Source organism: Saccharopolyspora dendranthemae (genome assembly GCF_007829955.1).
Taxonomy (GTDB): Bacteria; Actinomycetota; Actinomycetes; order Mycobacteriales; family Pseudonocardiaceae; genus Saccharopolyspora; species Saccharopolyspora dendranthemae.
This window is the reverse complement of sequence record NZ_VIWX01000001.1, coordinates 1,811,786-1,828,400: the sequence shown is the minus strand read 5'-3', so window position 1 is coordinate 1,828,400 and position 16,615 is coordinate 1,811,786. Positions and strand designations below refer to the sequence as shown.

Genomic DNA, 16,615 nt, shown 5'->3' with positions numbered 1-16,615 from the left:
ACGGTTCGGACCAGAACCGCCCCGTGGTGACCGCGCTGAACACCGCCGGGTCCGCGCCTAGTGCTCGGTGGTTCGTCGGGTTAATGTCTGGCCTCACACGACGAGTGGGAGGTCCGGTGGTGGAGCTTCGGGGGAGCACAGTCGCGGACGTGCTGCGGCGCAGCGCGGCGCGCGCAGGCGACCGCCAGGCGCTGCGGTTCGTCGATTCCGCAGGTCAAGAGCGTGTGTGGACCTACGGCGAGCTGGACGCGGCCGTCTCCAGGGCAGCCGGGTTCCTGCTGGCCTCGGGGGCGGTCAAGGGCGATCGGGTCGCTGCGTACGGCAAGAACTCCGACGCCTACTTGATCGGGTTCCTGGCCTGCGCGAGGGCGGGCCTGGTGCACGTTCCGATCAACTACAACCTGACCGGAGGGGAGCTCTCCTACCTCCTGTCGCAGTCGGGCAGCGGCATTGCGCTGGTCGATCCCGCGTTGGTCGGCAACGTCGACGCCGTGCGGGCGGAAACTTCCCTGCGGCAGGTCATCGCTTTGCGCGATGAGAAGGGATCCTTGCTGTCGCGCAGCGTCGAGGGCGAGGTTCCGGTCCTCGACGTGTCCGTGGCCGACGACGATCTCGTGCAGCTGCTCTACACCTCCGGAACCACGTCGTTGCCCAAGGGCGCGATGATGACCCACCGGGCTCTGCTGCACGAGTACGTCTCCTGCTTGCACGCGCTGGACTTCGGCGAGAACGACCTGCCGCTGCACGTGATGCCGCTGTACCACTCGGCGCAGATGCACGTGTTCCTGCTGCCGCACCTGATGATCGGCGCGACCAACCGCCTCGTCGAAGTGCCCGATCCGGCGGACATCCTGCGGCGCATCGAGACCGAGAAGATCACGTCCTTCTTCGCGGCACCGACGGTGTGGGTCGCGCTGGCCAACCACGACGACTTCGCCACCCGCGACCTGACGACCCTGCGCAAGGCCTACTACGGCGCCTCGATCATGCCCGGTCCCGTGTTGCAGCGACTCCGCGAGCACTTGCCCGAACTCGGCTTCTACAACTGCTTCGGGCAGTCCGAGATCGCGCCCCTGGCGGCCGTGCTGCGTCCGGAGGAGCACGACGAGCGGCCGGATTCCGCCGGGCGGCCGGTGCTGTTCGTGGAAGCGAAGGTCGTCGACGACCAGGGCGAGGAAGTCGCACCCGGTGAGTCGGGCGAGATCGTCTACCGATCGCCGCAGCTGTGCACCGGGTACTGGGACAAGCCGGAGGAGACCGACGAGGTCTTCCGGGGCGGTTGGTTCCACTCCGGCGATCTGGTCCGGCGCGACGAGGCCGGCTACTGCTTCGTCGTCGACCGGATCAAGGACGTGATCAACACGGGTGGTGTGCTGGTGGCCTCCCGCGAGGTCGAGGACGCCCTCTACGCGCATCCCGCGGTCGGCGAGGTCGCCGTCATCGCGGTCCCGGACCCGAAGTGGATCGAGCGCATCGCGGCCGTCGTCGTGGCCAAGGGCGAGATCAGCGAAGCGGAACTGCTCGAGCACGCCCGCCGCACCCTCGCCGGGTTCAAGGTCCCCAAGCAGATCCACTTCGTCGACGACCTGCCCCGCAACAGCTCCGGCAAGCTGCTCAAACGCGTCCTCCGCGATGAACTCGCCTGATCGCCGTCAAGTGATCGCTTGGGAACCTTTCGCTCACCCCCGCGGTCCGAGCTCCTCGGCCGGCGCCTTCGCGAACGCTGAAAGGCGAGCGTTCCGGAGTCGTGGTCACCCGTGCGTGCCGGATCATCGCGGCGGTCGATAATGAAGGGCGTGACTGAAGCAGCTTGGGGTCCGGGCGTGGCAACTGCCGTCGGGTCTCTGCCGGGAACGGATCCGGTGGAGGCCGCGCGGACGGTGGTCGGCGAATTGCCGGACCTGATGCCGGTGCCCGAGTTGCCCGCACGCGGTGGCGGGGCCGACATCCTCGGGCGGACCGCGGGGTTGCTGGTCGACCTGGCCGTCGAGGTCGTGCCCTCGGGCTATCGCGTCGCCGCGGCTCCGGGCATGGATCACCGGCGAGCCGTTGACCTGCTGCGCTGGGACCTCGACGCGCTGGAGCAGGCGGTCGGTGAGGCGGGGGCGCCCCGGGTGGTGAAGGTCCAGGCGGCCGGGCCGTGGACGCTCACGGCCGGCGTCGAGCTGATGCGCGGGCACCGCGTGCTCACCGATCACGGGGCCCTGCGCGACTTCACCGACTCGCTCACCGAAGGGCTGATCGCGCACGTCGGCCACGTCGCCGCGCGCACCGGTTCGCGGGTCGTGGTGCAGCTCGACGAGCCGTCGCTGCCCGCCGTGCTGAAGGGATCGTTGCCCACGCCGTCGGGCTACGGCAACGTCTCGGCGGTGCCCGAACCGGACGCTCAGCGGCTGCTCGGCGAGGTGATCGAAAAGCTCGGCGAGGCAACGGGTTCGCCGGTCGTAGTGCACTGCTGCGCACCGAGGCCGCCGGTTGAGCTGCTGCGCCGCGCTGGAGCGGGCGCGATCTCGCTGGACGCCTCCCGGCTCGGCGACGTCACCGGCGCGTTCGCCGACGAGCTCGGCGAGACCTGGGAAGAGGGCGTCCCGCTGTTCCTCGGCCTGGTCCCCACCGCCGAACCCGCAGGTCAGGCCGAACTGCGCCGCATCGCGCAGCCGGCCTTCGACCTGGCGACGAGGCTCGGGTTCAGCAAGAGGACGCTCGCCGAGCGGGCCGTTCCCACGCCCACCTGCGGTCTCGCTGGCGCCTCTCCGGCATGGTCGCGCCGAGCCCTCTCGCTCACCCAGGATCTGGCCAAGCTCTTCGCCGATGAAGCCGAATCCTGATCGGAGCGATCGGACGGACGGTTCCGGCGGATGACGAGTCCATTGTGGATCGATGGTGGCGTGCGTCCGTTTGGACCGGTTGAGTCCGTCTCGTTGTCCGAATGTTTTGCCGAAATGGCCGTGAATCGACCTTTGCGCTGGTAGGAAGAGCTCCGTGGGGAGTCAATGCGTCAGCGAGCTTCACCGCGTCGCTTGGATCGAGCGGAGCACGATCCGGGACGCGGCGTGCTTGACCTTGGTCCGGGACAACGACCTCGCGCGGGTCGCCGAGTCCTTCGGTGCCGTGACCTCCCGGGGGAGGTCGCTGGACATAGACGAGTTCTGCGAGGAGTCGTTCGCGTACCAGGAGAAGCACCCGATGATCGCGCTGTGCTCCGTCGGGGAGTGGACGCTGGTCGTCGAGGACAGCGGTGACCAGGGTATTCGTCCCGAGGTGCAGCGGCGGGTCGCGCGTCCGGAAGCCGTCTCGTGCTACTGGGACGAGGACGTGCGCACGCGTTTCGTGCACGCCGCGGATGGCGTGATCCAGACGTCCTTCGAAGCGGCGCTCCCCGAATACCGGGAGGGCGCCGCCCCGGACGGGATCGAAGCTCATCGCAAGCCCCTTCCCTGGTCGCAGGGGCATCCGGTGCCGCTGATGCTGGCGTTGGCCGGGCGGATCACCGGGGAGATCCCGACCGAGGAGTGGCTCACCGGGAACTTCTGCACCTACCCGGTCGCGCCCTGGCCGGACGACCTCGAATCGATGCCGCTGGGCGATCTCGACGGCTACCCGGTCGAGATGCTGACCGCCCTGCGCGCAGCCGGTGAGCACGATCAGCGGCGGGTGCTGCGATCGCTGGCCCGCTACGTCGCCACCACAGCGGACTGCCTGGACCTGCCTGTCGTGCAGCAGATCCTCGCCGGGGCCCGGCCACCGTGCGCCGAAGTGGACCAGACCCTCCGCGAACTGGTGTGGTGCGGTATCTGGGAACGTCCCGCGTTGGTCAGCCGCAACCGCCTGCACGCGATGCAGGTGTTGCGGCAGGTCATGCACGAGGACTCCCGCAGCGCCCTGTCCGGTGTCCTGTCCGGTGTGGCGGGAGTGCGCGGTACCGAGCCGGCGGCGGTCACCGCCCTCGTCCGCGATGAGCTTCCCAGGTGAAATTCCTCGTCCCGCCACGACCGGCTCGGTGGGACGGCACAATAGTTCCCATGTTCAGGTTCCTGCGCCGTTGTGAAGCCGAAGTGCCCGCCGAACCGGTCGACCTCGCCGCTGAGGCCGCGGAGCGGGCTGCGGCGTTCTGGCAGTGGTGGGACGACAACCTGCCCGAGATCGCCTCGGCGCTCGGCGACAGCGAGCCGCAGCGCATCGAGGCGCTGGTCGCCGACGCCGTTGCCGCGGTGCACCCGGATCTGACCTTCAGCCTTGAACACGGCGAGAAGGCCGCGTACGCGCTGGTCATCAGCAGCCAGGCCGATCCGGAGCTGCGGCCCCGCACCGACGCCTGGATGGCCGCCGCACCGGCCGCCGACACGCTCTTCGAGTACCACGACTCCGTCCCCGCCGTACCCGATCCGACCGAGGTCACGGTGAACCTGCGCGGTGAGAAGTACCCCCTCGAGGAGGTGCGGGTCGCCGCGCAGGTCGACGAGGCGGAGGGTCTGGTCGACGTCGCCGTGTACCACCCGGGCTTCCACAAGCTCGACGACAGCGCGCGCCGGGCCCTGACCTTCCTGCCGCTGGATGCGGCCCTCGGTGAGCGGTTGGCCGCCGACCGGCTGGGGCGGGTGGAAACCGCGGAGGCCGAACCCGCGGACGCCATCGGTCTGCTCGAACTGCGGGAGCTCGTCACCGACCTCGACCGCAACGCGCAGTGAGCCGCTGCGTGCCCGTGTCGGGGTAGCTCGTTAGTCTCGGGGCGTGACCAGCGAGGACGTGCACGAGCTCAATCCCAGCGACGACGCCGACGGCGTGCCCGCCGACCCTGCCGCGGCAGGCGCGGCCGAGGGCATCGAGGACGTGCCGCCCGACGTGCGCGAACAGTACGCGGAGCTGGCCGAGGAGGTCCGCGGCCACCAGTTCCGCTACTACGTGCTGGACTCGCCCACGGTCGCCGACGGCGAGTTCGACGAGCTGTTCACCCGCTTGCAGCGGATGGAGTCCGACCACCCCGCGCTGCAGGCCCCCGATTCGCCCACGCAGGTCGTCGGCGGCACCTTCTCCACCGCGTTCACCCCGGTCGCGCACCTGGAACGGATGCTGAGCCTCGACAACGCCTTCGACTCCGAGGAGCTGGCGGCGTGGGTCGAGCGCGTGGAGCGCGAGGTCGGCAACGGCGCCCACTACCTCTGCGAGCTCAAGATCGATGGCCTGGCGGTCAACCTCCTCTACCGCGACGGCCACCTGGAGCGCGCGTTGACCAGGGGAGATGGCCGCACCGGTGAGGACGTGACGCTCAACGTGCGCACCATGGGCGACGTGCCCGAGCAGCTGTCGGGCACCGAGGAGTACCCGGTTCCGGCGCTGGTGGAGGTGCGCGGCGAGATCTTCTTCCGGGTCGACGAGTTCGCCGAGCTCAACGCGAAGCTGGTCGACGCGGGCAAGGAACCCTTCGCCAACCCGCGCAACGCCGCAGCCGGGTCGCTGAGGCAGAAGGACCCGCGGGTGAGCCGTTCCCGTCCGCTCCGCCTGATCTGCCACGGACTGGGCAGGCGGGAGGGATTCGAGCCGGAGCGGCAGTCGGAGTCCTACGCGGCGCTCAAGGCGTGGGGGCTGCCGGTCTCGCGGCACACCGTCGTTCTGTCCACTGTGGATGAACTGCTCGACCACATCCAGAACTGGGGCAAGAACCGGGACTCCGCCGAGCACGAGATCGACGGCATCGTCATCAAGGTCGACGAGGTTCCGCTGCAGCGCAGGCTCGGCACGACCTCGCGGGCACCCCGGTGGGCGATCGCCTACAAGTACCCGCCGGAGCAGGCCACCACCAAGCTGCTGGGCATCGAGGTCAACGTCGGTCGCACCGGTCGGGTCACGCCGTTCGCGGTCATGGAACCGGTGAAGGTCGCCGGATCGACGGTGTCCATGGCCACCCTGCACAACGCCGACGAGGTGCGCCGCAAGGGCGTTTTCATCGGCGACCGGGTCGTGATCCGCAAAGCCGGAGACGTGATCCCCGAGGTCCTCGGGCCGGTCGCCGACGTGCGCACCGGCGACGAGCGCGAGTTCGTCATGCCGGAGGCGTGCCCGGAGTGCGGAGCACGGCTGGCGGCGCAGAAGGAAGGCGACGTCGACCTGCGCTGCCCCAACGCGCAGGGCTGCCCCGGTCAGCAGCGGGAGCGCCTGTTCTACCTGGCCAGCCGCAAGGTCCTCGACATCGACGCGCTGGGCTACGAGGGTGCTTCCGCGCTGCTCAACGCCGGTGTCCTCGGCGACGAGGGAGATCTGTTCGACCTCGACGAGGCGAAGCTGCTCAAGACACCGCTGTACACGACGAAGGAGGGGAACCTCTCGGCCAACGGGGCCAAGCTGCTGGCGAACCTCCAGGAGGCCAAGCAGAAGCCGCTGTGGCGGATCCTCGTCGGCTTGTCGATCCGGCACGTCGGGCCGACCGCGGCGCAGGCTCTGGCCAGGGAGTTCGTCACGCTGGAACGGATCGAGGAGGCCTCGGAGGAGGAGCTGGCCGACACCGACGGCGTCGGGCCGACGATCGCCACCGCGGTGCGCGAGTGGTTCGCGGTGGAGTGGCACCGCGAGATCGTGCGCAAGTGGCGCGAGGCCGGTGTGCGGATGGCCGACGAGCGCGACGAGTCGATCCCTCGGACGTTGGAGGGCATGTCGATCGTGGTCACCGGGACGCTGCAGCAGTACTCCCGGGACGGCGCGAAGGAATCGATCATGGCCAGGGGCGGCCGGGCCGCCGGTTCGGTGTCGAAGAAGACCGCGTTCGTGGTGGTCGGTGACGCGCCGGGGTCGAAGTACGACAAGGCGATGCAGCTGAAGGTTCCGGTGCTCGACGAGGACGGTTTCACCGTGCTGCTCCAGGAGGGGCCGGAGGCGGCCGCTGAGCGGGCGCTGCCGCCCGAGGAGTGAGGGGAACGTCGGTCCGGGGTGGCAGGATCGCGGCCATGGCAACGATTCGCGCCGCCCTGCCGGCGGAGCACGAGGCAGTGGGAGAGATCGCCGCGAAGGCCTACGCGGACGCGGGCAACCTCCCGGCCGACGGTTCGTACGTGTCGGTCCTGCGCGATGCCGCGAAGCGCTCGGCCGAGGCCGAACTGCTCGTTGCGCTCGATGGCGCTCATCCGGTCGGCACCGTGACCGTGTGCCGTCCCGGCGACAGCTACGCGGAGATCGCGCGTCCCGGCGAGATCGAGTTCCGGATGCTCGCGGTGTCGCCCGACGCCGGTGGTCAGGGCGTCGGCAGGCAGCTGGTGGACGCGGTCCTGGAGCGCGCCCGAGCGGAGGGCGCGGCCCGGGTCGTGCTGTGCGTCTCGGAAACGGCGGAGACGCCGCGACGCCTCTACGAGCGCATGGGTTTCGCGAGGCTGCCCGACCGGGACTGGAGCCCCACGGGAGACATCAGCCTGCTCGGCTACTCCCTCGACCTGGACGCCTGACCCGCGCGCTTCAGCGCCCCGCGAAGGACGACCGAGGGCGCGATCGTGTCAACGGTGGGTTGTCAGGTCCCAGTTTTAGTCATAACTGAGCCATGATCATGTCCGAAATGTCGGCTCAGTTTGGACTAAAACTGGGAACTGGTGCGCAGGGGTGCCCGCCGCACTCGGGGTCTTCAGCTGTCGAGGACGACTGAGACTATGCCTGCGAGGTGGGCGAGGCGGGCGAGTTCGGCCGCGCGGAACATCGGGCCACCCGGGCGGCCCGCCAGCAGGACTCGGTCGGGCTTGCCGATGGGCGTGGCGGCGAGCTCGGTGCCCAGCTCCTGCCAGGTCTCCGGCACCCACACCTCGTCGCCGTCGAGGATCGTGGCGCGCGGCAGCGGCAGCCACGGGAGTTCCAGGTAGCCCTCTTGGGGAGCCGAGGTGCTGGCGGCCAGCTGCTCGGCGCCGCCGGAGCGGTGCCCGAACACGATCGCCCACCCCGATCGGATGATCTTCGGGACGCCTTCGGCGAAGATCTGCAGGCCGCGCGCCGGTTCCGCGGCGATCTCCTCGACCAGCTCCAGCTCGCGGTGGGTGTCCAGCACGCCCGCGTAGGGCCGCACGGCGTCGACCTCGACGCCGTCGATGGACTCCGCAGCGGTGATCAGCACGTCCGGCGGGCGCCCGGAGGGCAGCTCCACCACGAGGTCGTCGATGGCCACGCCGCCGCCGCGTTCGACGACGTCGACGCTGAGGATGTCGGCACCGATCTCGCCGAGCGCGCTCGCCACCGACCCGAGGTTGCCGGGCCGATCCGGTATCTGCACCCGGATGAGGAAGGACACCGGACTCAACGCCTCCAGTTTCGTGCGCGACACCTCGCCGGCCGCGCGTTCTCCTTCGCGTGCGCATCCGCTTGCGCGGCCGCACGCGCGAGGAACAACCGCGGAGAAATTGTGTCAGACGCGGTGTAGTCACCTTGCTACAGCCGTCCACGGAGTAGAACGACCAGGCCATTCGCGAAAGTTCCCGGGCGCGCCTCGCCAGGCACGACCCCTGCCAGGTCTGGCAGCGTGGTCGCCATAGACTGGGATGTACTCGTAAACCGGACATGACCAGGGAGCCTTCGCAGTGTCCAAGATCTCCCGCGACGAGGTCGCACACCTCGCCGGCCTGGCGCGGCTGGCAGTCACCGAGGCCGAGCTCGACACCTTCGCAGGCCAGCTCGACCAGATCCTCGACGCGGTGGCGAAGGTGGGGCAGGTCGCTGCGGACGACATCCCACCCACGTCGCACGCCGTGCCGGTGACCAACGTCTTCCGTGAGGACGAGGTCCGTCCGGGCCTGACGCGCGAGCAGGCGCTCGCAGCGGCGCCCGCAGCTGAAGAGGACCGCTTCCGCGTCCCCCGCATCTTGACTGAGGAGGCCTGATGAGCCTGACCGGGCTGACCGCGTCCGAGCTGGCCGCCAAGCTGGCGGCAGGTGAGGTCACATCGGTCGAGGTGACCCAGGCGCACCTGGACCGCATCGCCGCTGTGGACTCGCTGGTCCACGCGTTCCTGCACGTCGACGCCGAGGGCGCGCTCGCCGCGGCCCGCAAGGCCGACGAGGACCGGGCCGCGGGCAAGGCGGCGTCGCCGCTGGCCGGCGTGCCGCTGGCGCTCAAGGACGTGCTGACCACCACCGACATGCCCACCACCGTCGGGTCGAAGATGCTCGAGGGCTGGATGGCGCCGTACGACGCGACCGTCACGCGCAGGCTGCGTGAGGCCGGCGTGGTCGTGCTGGGCAAGACCAACATGGACGAGTTCGCGATGGGTTCCTCCACCGAGAACTCGGCCTACGGCCCGACCCGCAACCCGTGGGACACCGACCGCATCCCGGGCGGTTCCGGCGGCGGTTCCTCGGCCGCGCTGGCCTCGTTCGAGGCGCCGCTGGCCATCGGCACCGACACCGGCGGCTCGATCCGCCAGCCCGGCGCGGTGACCGGCACGGTCGGCGTGAAGCCCACGTACGGCGGCGTCTCCCGCTACGGCCTGGTGGCGTTCTCCTCGTCGCTGGACCAGCCGGGTCCCTGCGCGCGCACCGTGCTGGACGCGGCCCTGCTGCACGAGGTGATCGCCGGGCACGACCCGATGGACTCGACCTCGATCGACCAGCCGGTCCCGCAGGTCGTCGAGGCCGCCAAGCAGGGCTCGGGCGGCGACCTGACCGGTGTGAAGGTCGGCGTCGTCCGCGAGTTCTCCGGCGACGGCTACCAGCCGGGTGTGCAGCGCGCCTTCGACGCCGCGGTCGCTCAGCTCTCGAAGCTGGGTGCCGAGGTCGTCGAGGTCTCCTGCCCGCACTTCGACTACGCGCTGGGTGCCTACTACCTGATCGCGCCGAGCGAGTGCTCGTCGAACCTGGCCCGGTTCGACTCGATGCGCTACGGCCTGCGCGTCGGTGACGACGGTGAGCACAGCGCCGAGCAGGTCATGTCGCTGACCCGCGAGGAGGGCTTCGGCCCCGAGGTCAAGCGGCGCATCATGCTCGGCACCTACGCGCTGTCGTCGGGCTACTACGACGCCTACTACGGCCAGGCGCAGAAGGTGCGGACGCTGATCACCCGCGACTTCACCGCCGCGTTCGAGCAGGTCGACGTGCTGGTCTCGCCGACCACCCCGACCACCGCGTTCAAGATCGGGGAGCGGGTCGACGACCCGATGGCGATGTACCTCGCCGACCTGTGCACCATCCCGTCCAACCTGGCGGGCAACGCCGCCATGAGCATCCCGTGCGGACTGTCCGATGAGGACGGCCTGCCGGTGGGTCTGCAGATCATGGCTCCGGCGATGGCCGACGACCGGCTCTACCGCGTCGGCGCGGCCTACGAGGTCGCCCGGGACGCCGAGCAGGGCGGCCCGCTGATCAACCGTGCCCCGAAGCTGGAGGCGGCGGTATGAGCCGCTCCCACGCCACCGATGCAGGAGGTCGCAAAGTGAACCCGAAGTTGAAGGCAGCGTTCCAGCTCGCTTCCGTGGTCTCGGCGGCCTTCGGGCTGAAGTCGAGCTACAAGGCGGCCCGCGAGAAGAACGACAAGCTCGAACTGGCCGACGTCATCATCACCGCGCTCGGCCTGATCACCGGCACCGCGCTGGCGGTGCGCGCGCTGCGCAAGGGGAGTGACGACGAGTGACCGCGGTCGCCGAGATCATGGACTACGACGAGGTTCTGGACCGGTTCGACCCGGTGCTGGGGCTCGAGGTCCACGTTGAGCTCTCCACCAAGACAAAGATGTTCTGCGGCTGCGCCAACGAGTTCGGCGCCGAGCCCAACACGCAGGTCTGCCCGGTGTGCCTGGGGCTGCCGGGGGCGCTTCCCGCGGTCAACGGCAAGGCCGTCGAGGCCGCGATCCGGATCGGCCTGGCGCTCAACTGCCAGGTCGCGGAGTGGTGCCGGTTCGCCCGGAAGAACTACTTCTACCCGGATCAGCCGAAGAACTTCCAGACCTCGCAGTACGACGAGCCGATCGTCTTCGACGGTCACCTCGACGTGGTGCTCGACGACGGAGAGACCTTCCGCGTCGACATCGAGCGGGCGCACATGGAGGAGGACACCGGGAAGTCGCTGCACATGGGCGGTGCCACCGGTCGAATCCACGGTGCCGACTACTCGCTGCTGGACTACAACCGGGCCGGCGTGCCGCTGATCGAGATCGTCACCAAGCCGATCACCGGTGCCGGTGAGCGCGCTCCCGAGGTCGCCCGCGCCTACGTGACCGCGCTGCGCGACCTGCTGCGCGCGCTGAACGTCTCCGACGTGCGGATGGACCAGGGTTCGTTGCGCTGCGACGCGAACGTGTCGCTGATGCCCAAGGGCGCGAGCGAGTTCGGCACGCGCACCGAGACCAAGAACGTCAACTCGCTGCGCAGCGTCGAGCGGGCGGTCCGCTACGAGATGCAGCGGCACGCGGCGGTGCTGACCTCCGGCGGGTCGATCGTGCAGGAGACCAGGCACTTCGACGAGTCCACCGGTTCCACCTCGTCCGGTCGCCCGAAGGAGACCTCCGAGGACTACCGGTACTTCCCGGAGCCCGACCTGGTTCCGATCGCGCCGTCCCGCGAGTGGGTCGAGGAGCTGTCCCAGACCCTGCCGGAGCTGCCTTGGGAGCGTCGTCGTCGCGCCAAGGAGGACTGGGGCCTGTCCGACGAGGAGCTCCGCGACCTCGTCAACGCCGGTGCGCTGGAGCTCATCGCCGAGACCGTCGAGGCCGGTGCGGCTCCGGGCGACGCCCGCTCGTGGTGGGTGGCCTACCTGTCGCAGCAGGCCAACACCCGCGGTGTCGAGCTGGCGGATCTGGCCATCACGCCGAAGCAGGTCGCGCGGGTCGTGGCGCTGGTCGGCGAGGGCAAGCTGACCAACAAGCTGGCCCGCCAGGTCGTCGACGGCGTGCTCGACGGCGAGGGCGAGCCGGACGAGGTCGTGGCCGCACGCGGCTTCGAGGTCGTCTCCGATGACTCCGAGCTGCAGAAGGCGGTCGACGAGGCCCTGGCGGCGCAGCCGGACGTCGCGGACAAGATCCGCGGCGGCAAGGTCCAGGCGGCCGGTGCCGTGGTCGGCTCGGTCATGAAGGCCACCAAGGGTCAGGCCGACGCCAAGCGGGTCCGCGAACTCGTCCTCAAGGCCTGCGGCCAGTAGCGCAGCAGTTCCCGAGACGCCCCCGACCTCGCCAGGTCGGGGGCGTTCTTCGTGCGCGCCGGCGTTCAGAGGACGTGGGCGATGTAGCCGTCGGGCCGGATCAGCACGGTGGTCGCGGGGGTGACGTCGTAGGTGTCGTAGGCGTCGACGTCAGCATGGGAACCTTCCGCGCATTCCCGGGTGATGTGCACGGTGCGGATGTGCGGCGGGGTGCTGGGAACGTCCGCGTCGAAGGCCAGAAGCGTCCAGTGCGTTCCTCGCATCAGGTCGAAGAGGTGCACCGGTTCGCCTCCGGGGCTGCGCAGGAGGGAACCGGGCGCGCGGTCGCCTGCTCGGACGCGACCGGGGTGCGGGCGCTCGTCGGTGGTGAGGGGACCGTTGCGGTAGTTGATGCCGAGCTGGTTGGTCTCCGGGCCGCGGCGCATCGCGTCCGGGTTTCCCTCGAGGGTCTTGTCGAGGAGGTCGGTGCTGAGCCCGAGCACGCTCGCCGCGACCGGGCGGCGTTCGGCGTCGTAGCTGTCGACCAGTTCGGGGGAGCCGTCGGCGAGCTTCCAGCCCAGGTTGTAGGCGTCCTGCACGCTCGTGTTGAGCCCTTGACCGCCCGTGGGCGGGTGGGTGTGCGCGGCGTCGCCTGCCAGGAACACCCGCCCTGAGCGGAAGGTTTCGGCCAGTCGCGAGTTCGGGCGCCACACCGTCGACCACGTCAACTCCTGGATCCGCACGTGCGATGCGCCGAACTCGTCCAGCAGCCCCTGCACGGAGTCGATGTCCGTCCGCGCCGGGTGGGTGGAGGGAGGCCTTGCTGCGCACTGCAGAACGTCGGTGCCCGCGAGCGGGGTGAGGCTCACCCCGCACCCGGGGTCGGTGGCGGAGGCGAAGTGGTGCGCCAGCTCCGGGTGGTCGAGGCCGGTGACGCGCGCGTCGAAGAGGACCAGCTTGGTGTCCTCGTCGGTGTTGCCGAGGAAGTCGACGCCGAGTTGCTTGCGGACGGCGCTGCGGCCGCCGTCGGCGCCACCAGGTGCTCAGCTCGAACGTCTCCGCTGGTCAGCGTGGCCGTGACGCCGTCATCGTCCTGCTGGAAGCTCAGCAGCGCCGTGCTGCGTTCGACCTTCACGCCCAGTTCTGCGAGGCGGTCGCGGAGGATCTCCTCGGTGCGCCACTGGGGAACCATCCACCCGTTCGGGTAGGGGATCTGCGGCGTGGGTTCGACGTGCTCGGCCATCCGCAGTTCGCCGGTGTGCTTGCCGCCGGAGTAGGTGCGGAACGGTGGTGGGAGGAAGCCGGCCGCCAGGATCTCGTCGATCACGCCGAGGTCGTCGAAGACCTCCAGGGTGCGCGGTTGGAGTCCATCACCGCGCGAGCCGGGCAAGGGATCCTCGCTCGCATCCACGATCCGGCACGGCACGCCGCGCCGTGCCAGCTCGATGGCCAGCGTCAGTCCGGTGGGTCCGGCACCGGCGATCAGCACTCGGGTGTCCATCACCACTCCTAGATGAATTAAAATTCAGTGAATTAAAGTTCAGTGAACCGCTTGCTAGGTTTCGTGTCAAGCGACGAGGGAGGACGTCAGATGCCGGGGATCACCCGCAAGGCGCAGGCGGCCGAGACCGAGGCGGCGCTCAAGGCGTCGGCGGTGCGGGTCTTCGACCGGCAGGGCTATCTCAACACCAAGATCACCGACATCACGGCCGACGCCGGCCGGTCGGCGGGATCGTTCTACAACCACTTCAAGAGCAAGGAAGAGCTCCTCGAAGCGCTGCTCGCCGACCTGCTGCGGGTCAGCGACGAGGAGGTGCTCGCCGACGACGAGCACTCGCCGGACCTGGGGCGGCGGGATGCGATCCGCTGGCACGTCTCCCAGTACTGGAACTTCTTCGGGGCCAACAAGGCCGTGCTCATCGCGCTGCGCCAGGCCGCGCTGGTCGACCAGCGATTCGCCGACCGCGTCGCCGGCCTCCTCGAACCCGACGTGCACCACCTCGCCGACCACCTGGCGCACTGCGCACGGCCGGAGGCGACCGCGGTCGCCATCGCCGGGCTCTGCCAGCAGTTCGCCTACGCCAAGCTCGTCGAGGGCCAGCCGGTGCTGGCGGCGCTCGCAGACGAGGACGCGATCGACCTGCTCACCGGGCTCATCGACCGCGGCATCAACGGCTAGGCCGTTCCGGTCTTAGGAGTTGTTTCGGATTTGCTTTGCTTGGCGGTGCCAGCTGAGTCCCACACCTGAAGCAACGGCTACCGCCGCATTCTGAAAACGACCCCTTAGTCCTTGCCCGCGGTGCCGCCTGTCGGTGGTTCGAGCCGCAGGACGCGGTCGTCGCTCGGGACGGGACGGTCGCCGTCGCGGTTGGTGGTGCCCAGCCACACCAGGCCGTCCGGGGCCAGCGTCGCGGTGGAGAAGCGGCCGTAGCGGTTCTCCAGCACCTTGGTGGGCTGCCCGGTGAAGCTCCCGTCCGGCGCCGGGTGCAGCGTGTAGAGGGCGGAGGCGTCGCGCAGCGCCACGATCACCGTCGACGCGTCGGCCGCGCATCCCGACACCCCGGGCCGGTCCGACCAGGTCCAGGCCGGGGTGCCCAGCGGCTCGCCGAACCTCACCTGGTGAAGCGCGTCCTGGCCGTTGTTGCGGTCGGTCACCCAGAACATGTTCATCGCGGCGGTCCCGCAGATGCCCGTCGGTTCGTTGAGCCCGGAGGTGACGACCGGGGAGTTCCGCTGCGGGTTGCCCTCAGCGGGCTTGCCGAAACCGTCGATGCGCAGCAGCTTCCCGGTCAGCGAGGTCGGGTTGGCGGCGGTGGCGGGGTCGCCGCCGTTGCCGGTGGCCACCAGCAGCGCGCCCTTGCCGTCGTCGAGCAGCGCACCCGAGTTCCCGCTGGAGCCCTTGGGAATGCCGGTCAGCACCGGTTTCGGGCTGTCGCCGCTGGCGACTCGCACGACCCGGTTGTCCGAGCCGGTCGTGACGTAGGCGTAGAAGAGCTCGTCCTCGTGGTAGGTGGGGGACAGGGCCAGCCCGGTCAGCCCGCCACCGCTGCTCGCGTCGACCGAGATGCGCGCCAGCTCAACGGGTTTCGCGCCCTTCTGGACGCGCAGCACGCGGCCGGTGGTGCGTTCGCCGACGATCGCGCTCTGCCCGTCCGGGAGCACCGCGATCGCCCCGACCGGGTCCAGGCAGGTGGCGACCACCGCCGGGTCGGGGTCCTCGCAGCCGACCGCCTGCGGAGGCGGCTGCTGCGGGTTCGGAGCGCCGGGCGCTTCGGACGGCGGCACTTCGTTCTCGAAGGAGGGCTGCGGTCCGGCCTGCGGCGCCAGCGAAGGCTGTTCGGCGAACGGCCGGGTGTGCTCGTCGGGGAACTGGGCGCATCCGCTCAGCACGACCCCGAGCACCGCGAAGGCGCTCACCAGCGCACGAGACCGACCCATCACACCCGCGACCCTATCCGCCCCGCGGTGAACCCGGGGTGAGCCACCCTTCGCCTCGGGTCACGTCGGTGGCCGCAGCGCCCTGCGCCGTGGGCGCACGTCTGGCAGGGGGAAGCGGAGTCGTCGCACCGGCGGTGGTGGCGGGTCGATCCCCAGGCGCGCGCATTCCACGGCCTCGACGCGGCGGAGGAGCAGGTCGAACTCCTCCCGGACCGTGGCGGGATCCTCGAACGGGAGGAAGTGGGAGGCCTCCAGCAGCCGCACCCTGGCCTGCGGGAGCGAGCCGATCTGCCGGGCCGCGGTCAGTGGTTCCCCGAGGGGGTCGTTGCGCCCGGCCAGCAGCGTGACCGGGCAGGTGATGCGCGGCAGTTCGTCGCGGGCGGACGCGCTCCAGGCCAGCGCGAGTTCGGCGTGCCTGCGCCAGTCGTGCTGGACGAGCCTGCGCAGCGCGACGGCGGTGGTGGCGCGGTGACCGGTCGGCAGCACGCCCGCCTGACGCAGGATGCGGGCGGGCCAGTCGCCCACCGGTAGCTGCGAGGTGATGCCTTCCATCAGGTCGCCGGCCAGCTTCAGCGAGGCCGAGCCCCCCGAGGCCAGCAGCCTGCGCACCGAATCGGGCAGGCCCAGGTTGGCCAGCAGGGTCTCGATGCCCGCGGTGGGAGGTCCGGCGAGCAGCAGGAGTCCTCGCACCCGATCGGGGTGGCGCGCGGCCATCTCCACGGCGGTGGCGGTGCCGCCGGACCACGCCAGGACCACGCAGTCGGGCACGTCGGCGTCATCGAGGACTTCGACGGCATCGGCGATGTGCTCATCCGGGCTGCCGGAGGAAATGCGGGAGGGGGACCAATTCAGCACCTGAGCCGTGCAATCCAGCGGAAGCAATTCCGGCGCCGAAATGAGTTCGGGAAGCGCGAGAACCGCTCGCGGGGCGAACGAGCCCGACGGCCAGGCTTCGCCGAACTCCAGGAAACGCGAGCCACCTGCGGAAACATCGGTTCTTCCTGGCGCGTGCTCGCCGAATTCTGGATCCTCCATCAGCACATTTTCCACCTGAACGGACACTTCTGGTATCGAACCTGTCACGTGTCGGAAAGGTTTTCTCCCAAAGG

Annotated in this window: 14 protein-coding genes and 1 pseudogene; 11 read left to right on the top strand and 4 right to left on the bottom strand. The window is 70.0% G+C overall.

The genetic code is table 11. From position 1 onward, the window contains the following. Nucleotides 1-83: 83 nt before the first annotated feature. From FHU35_RS08270 to FHU35_RS08245, 6 genes are all read left to right on the top strand, one after another. The gene (locus tag FHU35_RS08270) at nt 84-1,646 is read left to right on the top strand and encodes an acyl-CoA synthetase (RefSeq protein ID WP_425474105.1); all 1,563 of its coding nucleotides are present in this window, start codon (nt 84-86) and stop codon (nt 1,644-1,646) included. A gap of 150 nt (nt 1,647-1,796) precedes the next feature. Continuing rightward, complete coding sequence (locus FHU35_RS08265) at nt 1,797-2,828, top strand: methionine synthase (RefSeq protein ID WP_145737731.1); 1,032 nt, start codon at nt 1,797-1,799, stop codon at nt 2,826-2,828. Nucleotides 2,829-2,982: 154 nt separating this feature from the next. After that, nucleotides 2,983-3,972, top strand: a complete 990-nt coding sequence (locus FHU35_RS08260; protein ID WP_145737730.1) for a DUF6461 domain-containing protein — start codon at nt 2,983-2,985, stop codon at nt 3,970-3,972. 50 nt (nt 3,973-4,022) lie between these two features. Further along, entirely contained in the window at nt 4,023-4,688 is a 666-nt protein-coding gene (locus FHU35_RS08255) for a hypothetical protein (protein ID WP_145737729.1), read from the top strand. Between the two features lie 43 nt (nt 4,689-4,731). After that, nucleotides 4,732-6,903 (top strand): NAD-dependent DNA ligase LigA, encoded by a 2,172-nt coding sequence (ligA, locus tag FHU35_RS08250; RefSeq protein WP_145737728.1) that lies wholly within the window; start codon nt 4,732-4,734, stop codon nt 6,901-6,903. Nucleotides 6,904-6,938: 35 nt separating this feature from the next. Next, nucleotides 6,939-7,430 carry a GNAT family N-acetyltransferase gene (locus FHU35_RS08245; protein ID WP_145737727.1) on the top strand — a complete coding sequence of 164 codons (492 nt, stop codon included), beginning with the start codon at nt 6,939-6,941 and terminating at the stop codon, nt 7,428-7,430. Between the two features lie 173 nt (nt 7,431-7,603). On the opposite strand, the gene FHU35_RS08240 is transcribed toward FHU35_RS08245, so the two are convergent. After that, a complete protein-coding gene (locus FHU35_RS08240) occupies nt 7,604-8,257 on the bottom strand; it encodes an ACT domain-containing protein (protein WP_186459345.1) in 654 nt (217 codons plus the stop codon). Nucleotides 8,258-8,543: 286 nt separating this feature from the next. Between FHU35_RS08240 and gatC the strand changes: the two genes are divergently transcribed. The 4 genes from gatC to gatB are packed head-to-tail and all read left to right on the top strand — an operon-like array spanning nt 8,544 to nt 12,089. Further along, nucleotides 8,544-8,843 (top strand): Asp-tRNA(Asn)/Glu-tRNA(Gln) amidotransferase subunit GatC, encoded by a 300-nt coding sequence (gene gatC, locus FHU35_RS08235; RefSeq protein WP_093413507.1) that lies wholly within the window; start codon nt 8,544-8,546, stop codon nt 8,841-8,843. Beyond that, nucleotides 8,843-10,354: an Asp-tRNA(Asn)/Glu-tRNA(Gln) amidotransferase subunit GatA gene (gatA, locus tag FHU35_RS08230; protein WP_145737725.1), complete on the top strand. Its 1,512-nt coding sequence runs from the start codon at nt 8,843-8,845 to the stop codon at nt 10,352-10,354. The genes gatC and gatA overlap by 1 nt, the downstream gene beginning before the upstream one ends. Nucleotides 10,355-10,389: 35 nt before the next feature. After that, complete coding sequence (locus FHU35_RS08225; RefSeq protein WP_145737724.1) at nt 10,390-10,587, top strand: hypothetical protein; 198 nt, start codon at nt 10,390-10,392, stop codon at nt 10,585-10,587. After that, nucleotides 10,584-12,089 carry an Asp-tRNA(Asn)/Glu-tRNA(Gln) amidotransferase subunit GatB gene (gene gatB, locus FHU35_RS08220; protein WP_145737723.1) on the top strand — a complete coding sequence of 502 codons (1,506 nt, stop codon included), beginning with the start codon at nt 10,584-10,586 and terminating at the stop codon, nt 12,087-12,089. Before FHU35_RS08225 ends, gatB begins: the two co-directional genes overlap by 4 nt. Nucleotides 12,090-12,154: 65 nt before the next feature. Here gatB and FHU35_RS30145 read toward each other — a convergent pair. Then, a pseudogene (locus FHU35_RS30145) lies at nt 12,155-13,569 on the bottom strand (FAD-dependent monooxygenase). A 90-nt stretch (nt 13,570-13,659) separates the two neighbouring features. Here FHU35_RS30145 and FHU35_RS08210 point away from each other — a divergent pair. Continuing rightward, a complete protein-coding gene (locus FHU35_RS08210) occupies nt 13,660-14,247 on the top strand; it encodes a TetR/AcrR family transcriptional regulator (protein ID WP_145737722.1) in 588 nt (195 codons plus the stop codon). 104 nt (nt 14,248-14,351) lie between these two features. On the opposite strand, the gene FHU35_RS08205 is transcribed toward FHU35_RS08210, so the two are convergent. Both FHU35_RS08205 and FHU35_RS08200 read right to left on the bottom strand, forming a co-directional pair. After that, nucleotides 14,352-15,485 carry a PQQ-dependent sugar dehydrogenase gene (locus tag FHU35_RS08205; protein ID WP_145737721.1) on the bottom strand — a complete coding sequence of 378 codons (1,134 nt, stop codon included), beginning with the start codon at nt 15,483-15,485 and terminating at the stop codon, nt 14,352-14,354. Nucleotides 15,486-15,566: 81 nt separating this feature from the next. Continuing rightward, on the bottom strand, nt 15,567-16,361 hold the full coding sequence (locus FHU35_RS08200; RefSeq protein WP_186459300.1) for an alpha/beta fold hydrolase: 795 nt from the start codon (nt 16,359-16,361) through the stop codon (nt 15,567-15,569). Nucleotides 16,362-16,615: the final 254 nt, after the last annotated feature.

Bases quoted from the DNA above. Each gene is read 5' to 3' on its own strand.
- gatA (WP_145737725.1), top strand. From the start codon at position 8,843: ATGAGCCTGACCGGGCTGACCGCGTCCGAGCTGGCCGCCAAGCTGGCG.
- FHU35_RS08255 (WP_145737729.1), top strand. From the start codon at position 4,023: ATGTTCAGGTTCCTGCGCCGTTGTGAAGCCGAAGTGCCCGCCGAACCG.
- FHU35_RS08210 (WP_145737722.1), top strand. From the start codon at position 13,660: ATGCCGGGGATCACCCGCAAGGCGCAGGCGGCCGAGACCGAGGCGGCG.
- FHU35_RS08270 (WP_425474105.1), top strand. From the start codon at position 84: ATGTCTGGCCTCACACGACGAGTGGGAGGTCCGGTGGTGGAGCTTCGG.
- FHU35_RS08245 (WP_145737727.1), top strand. From the start codon at position 6,939: ATGGCAACGATTCGCGCCGCCCTGCCGGCGGAGCACGAGGCAGTGGGA.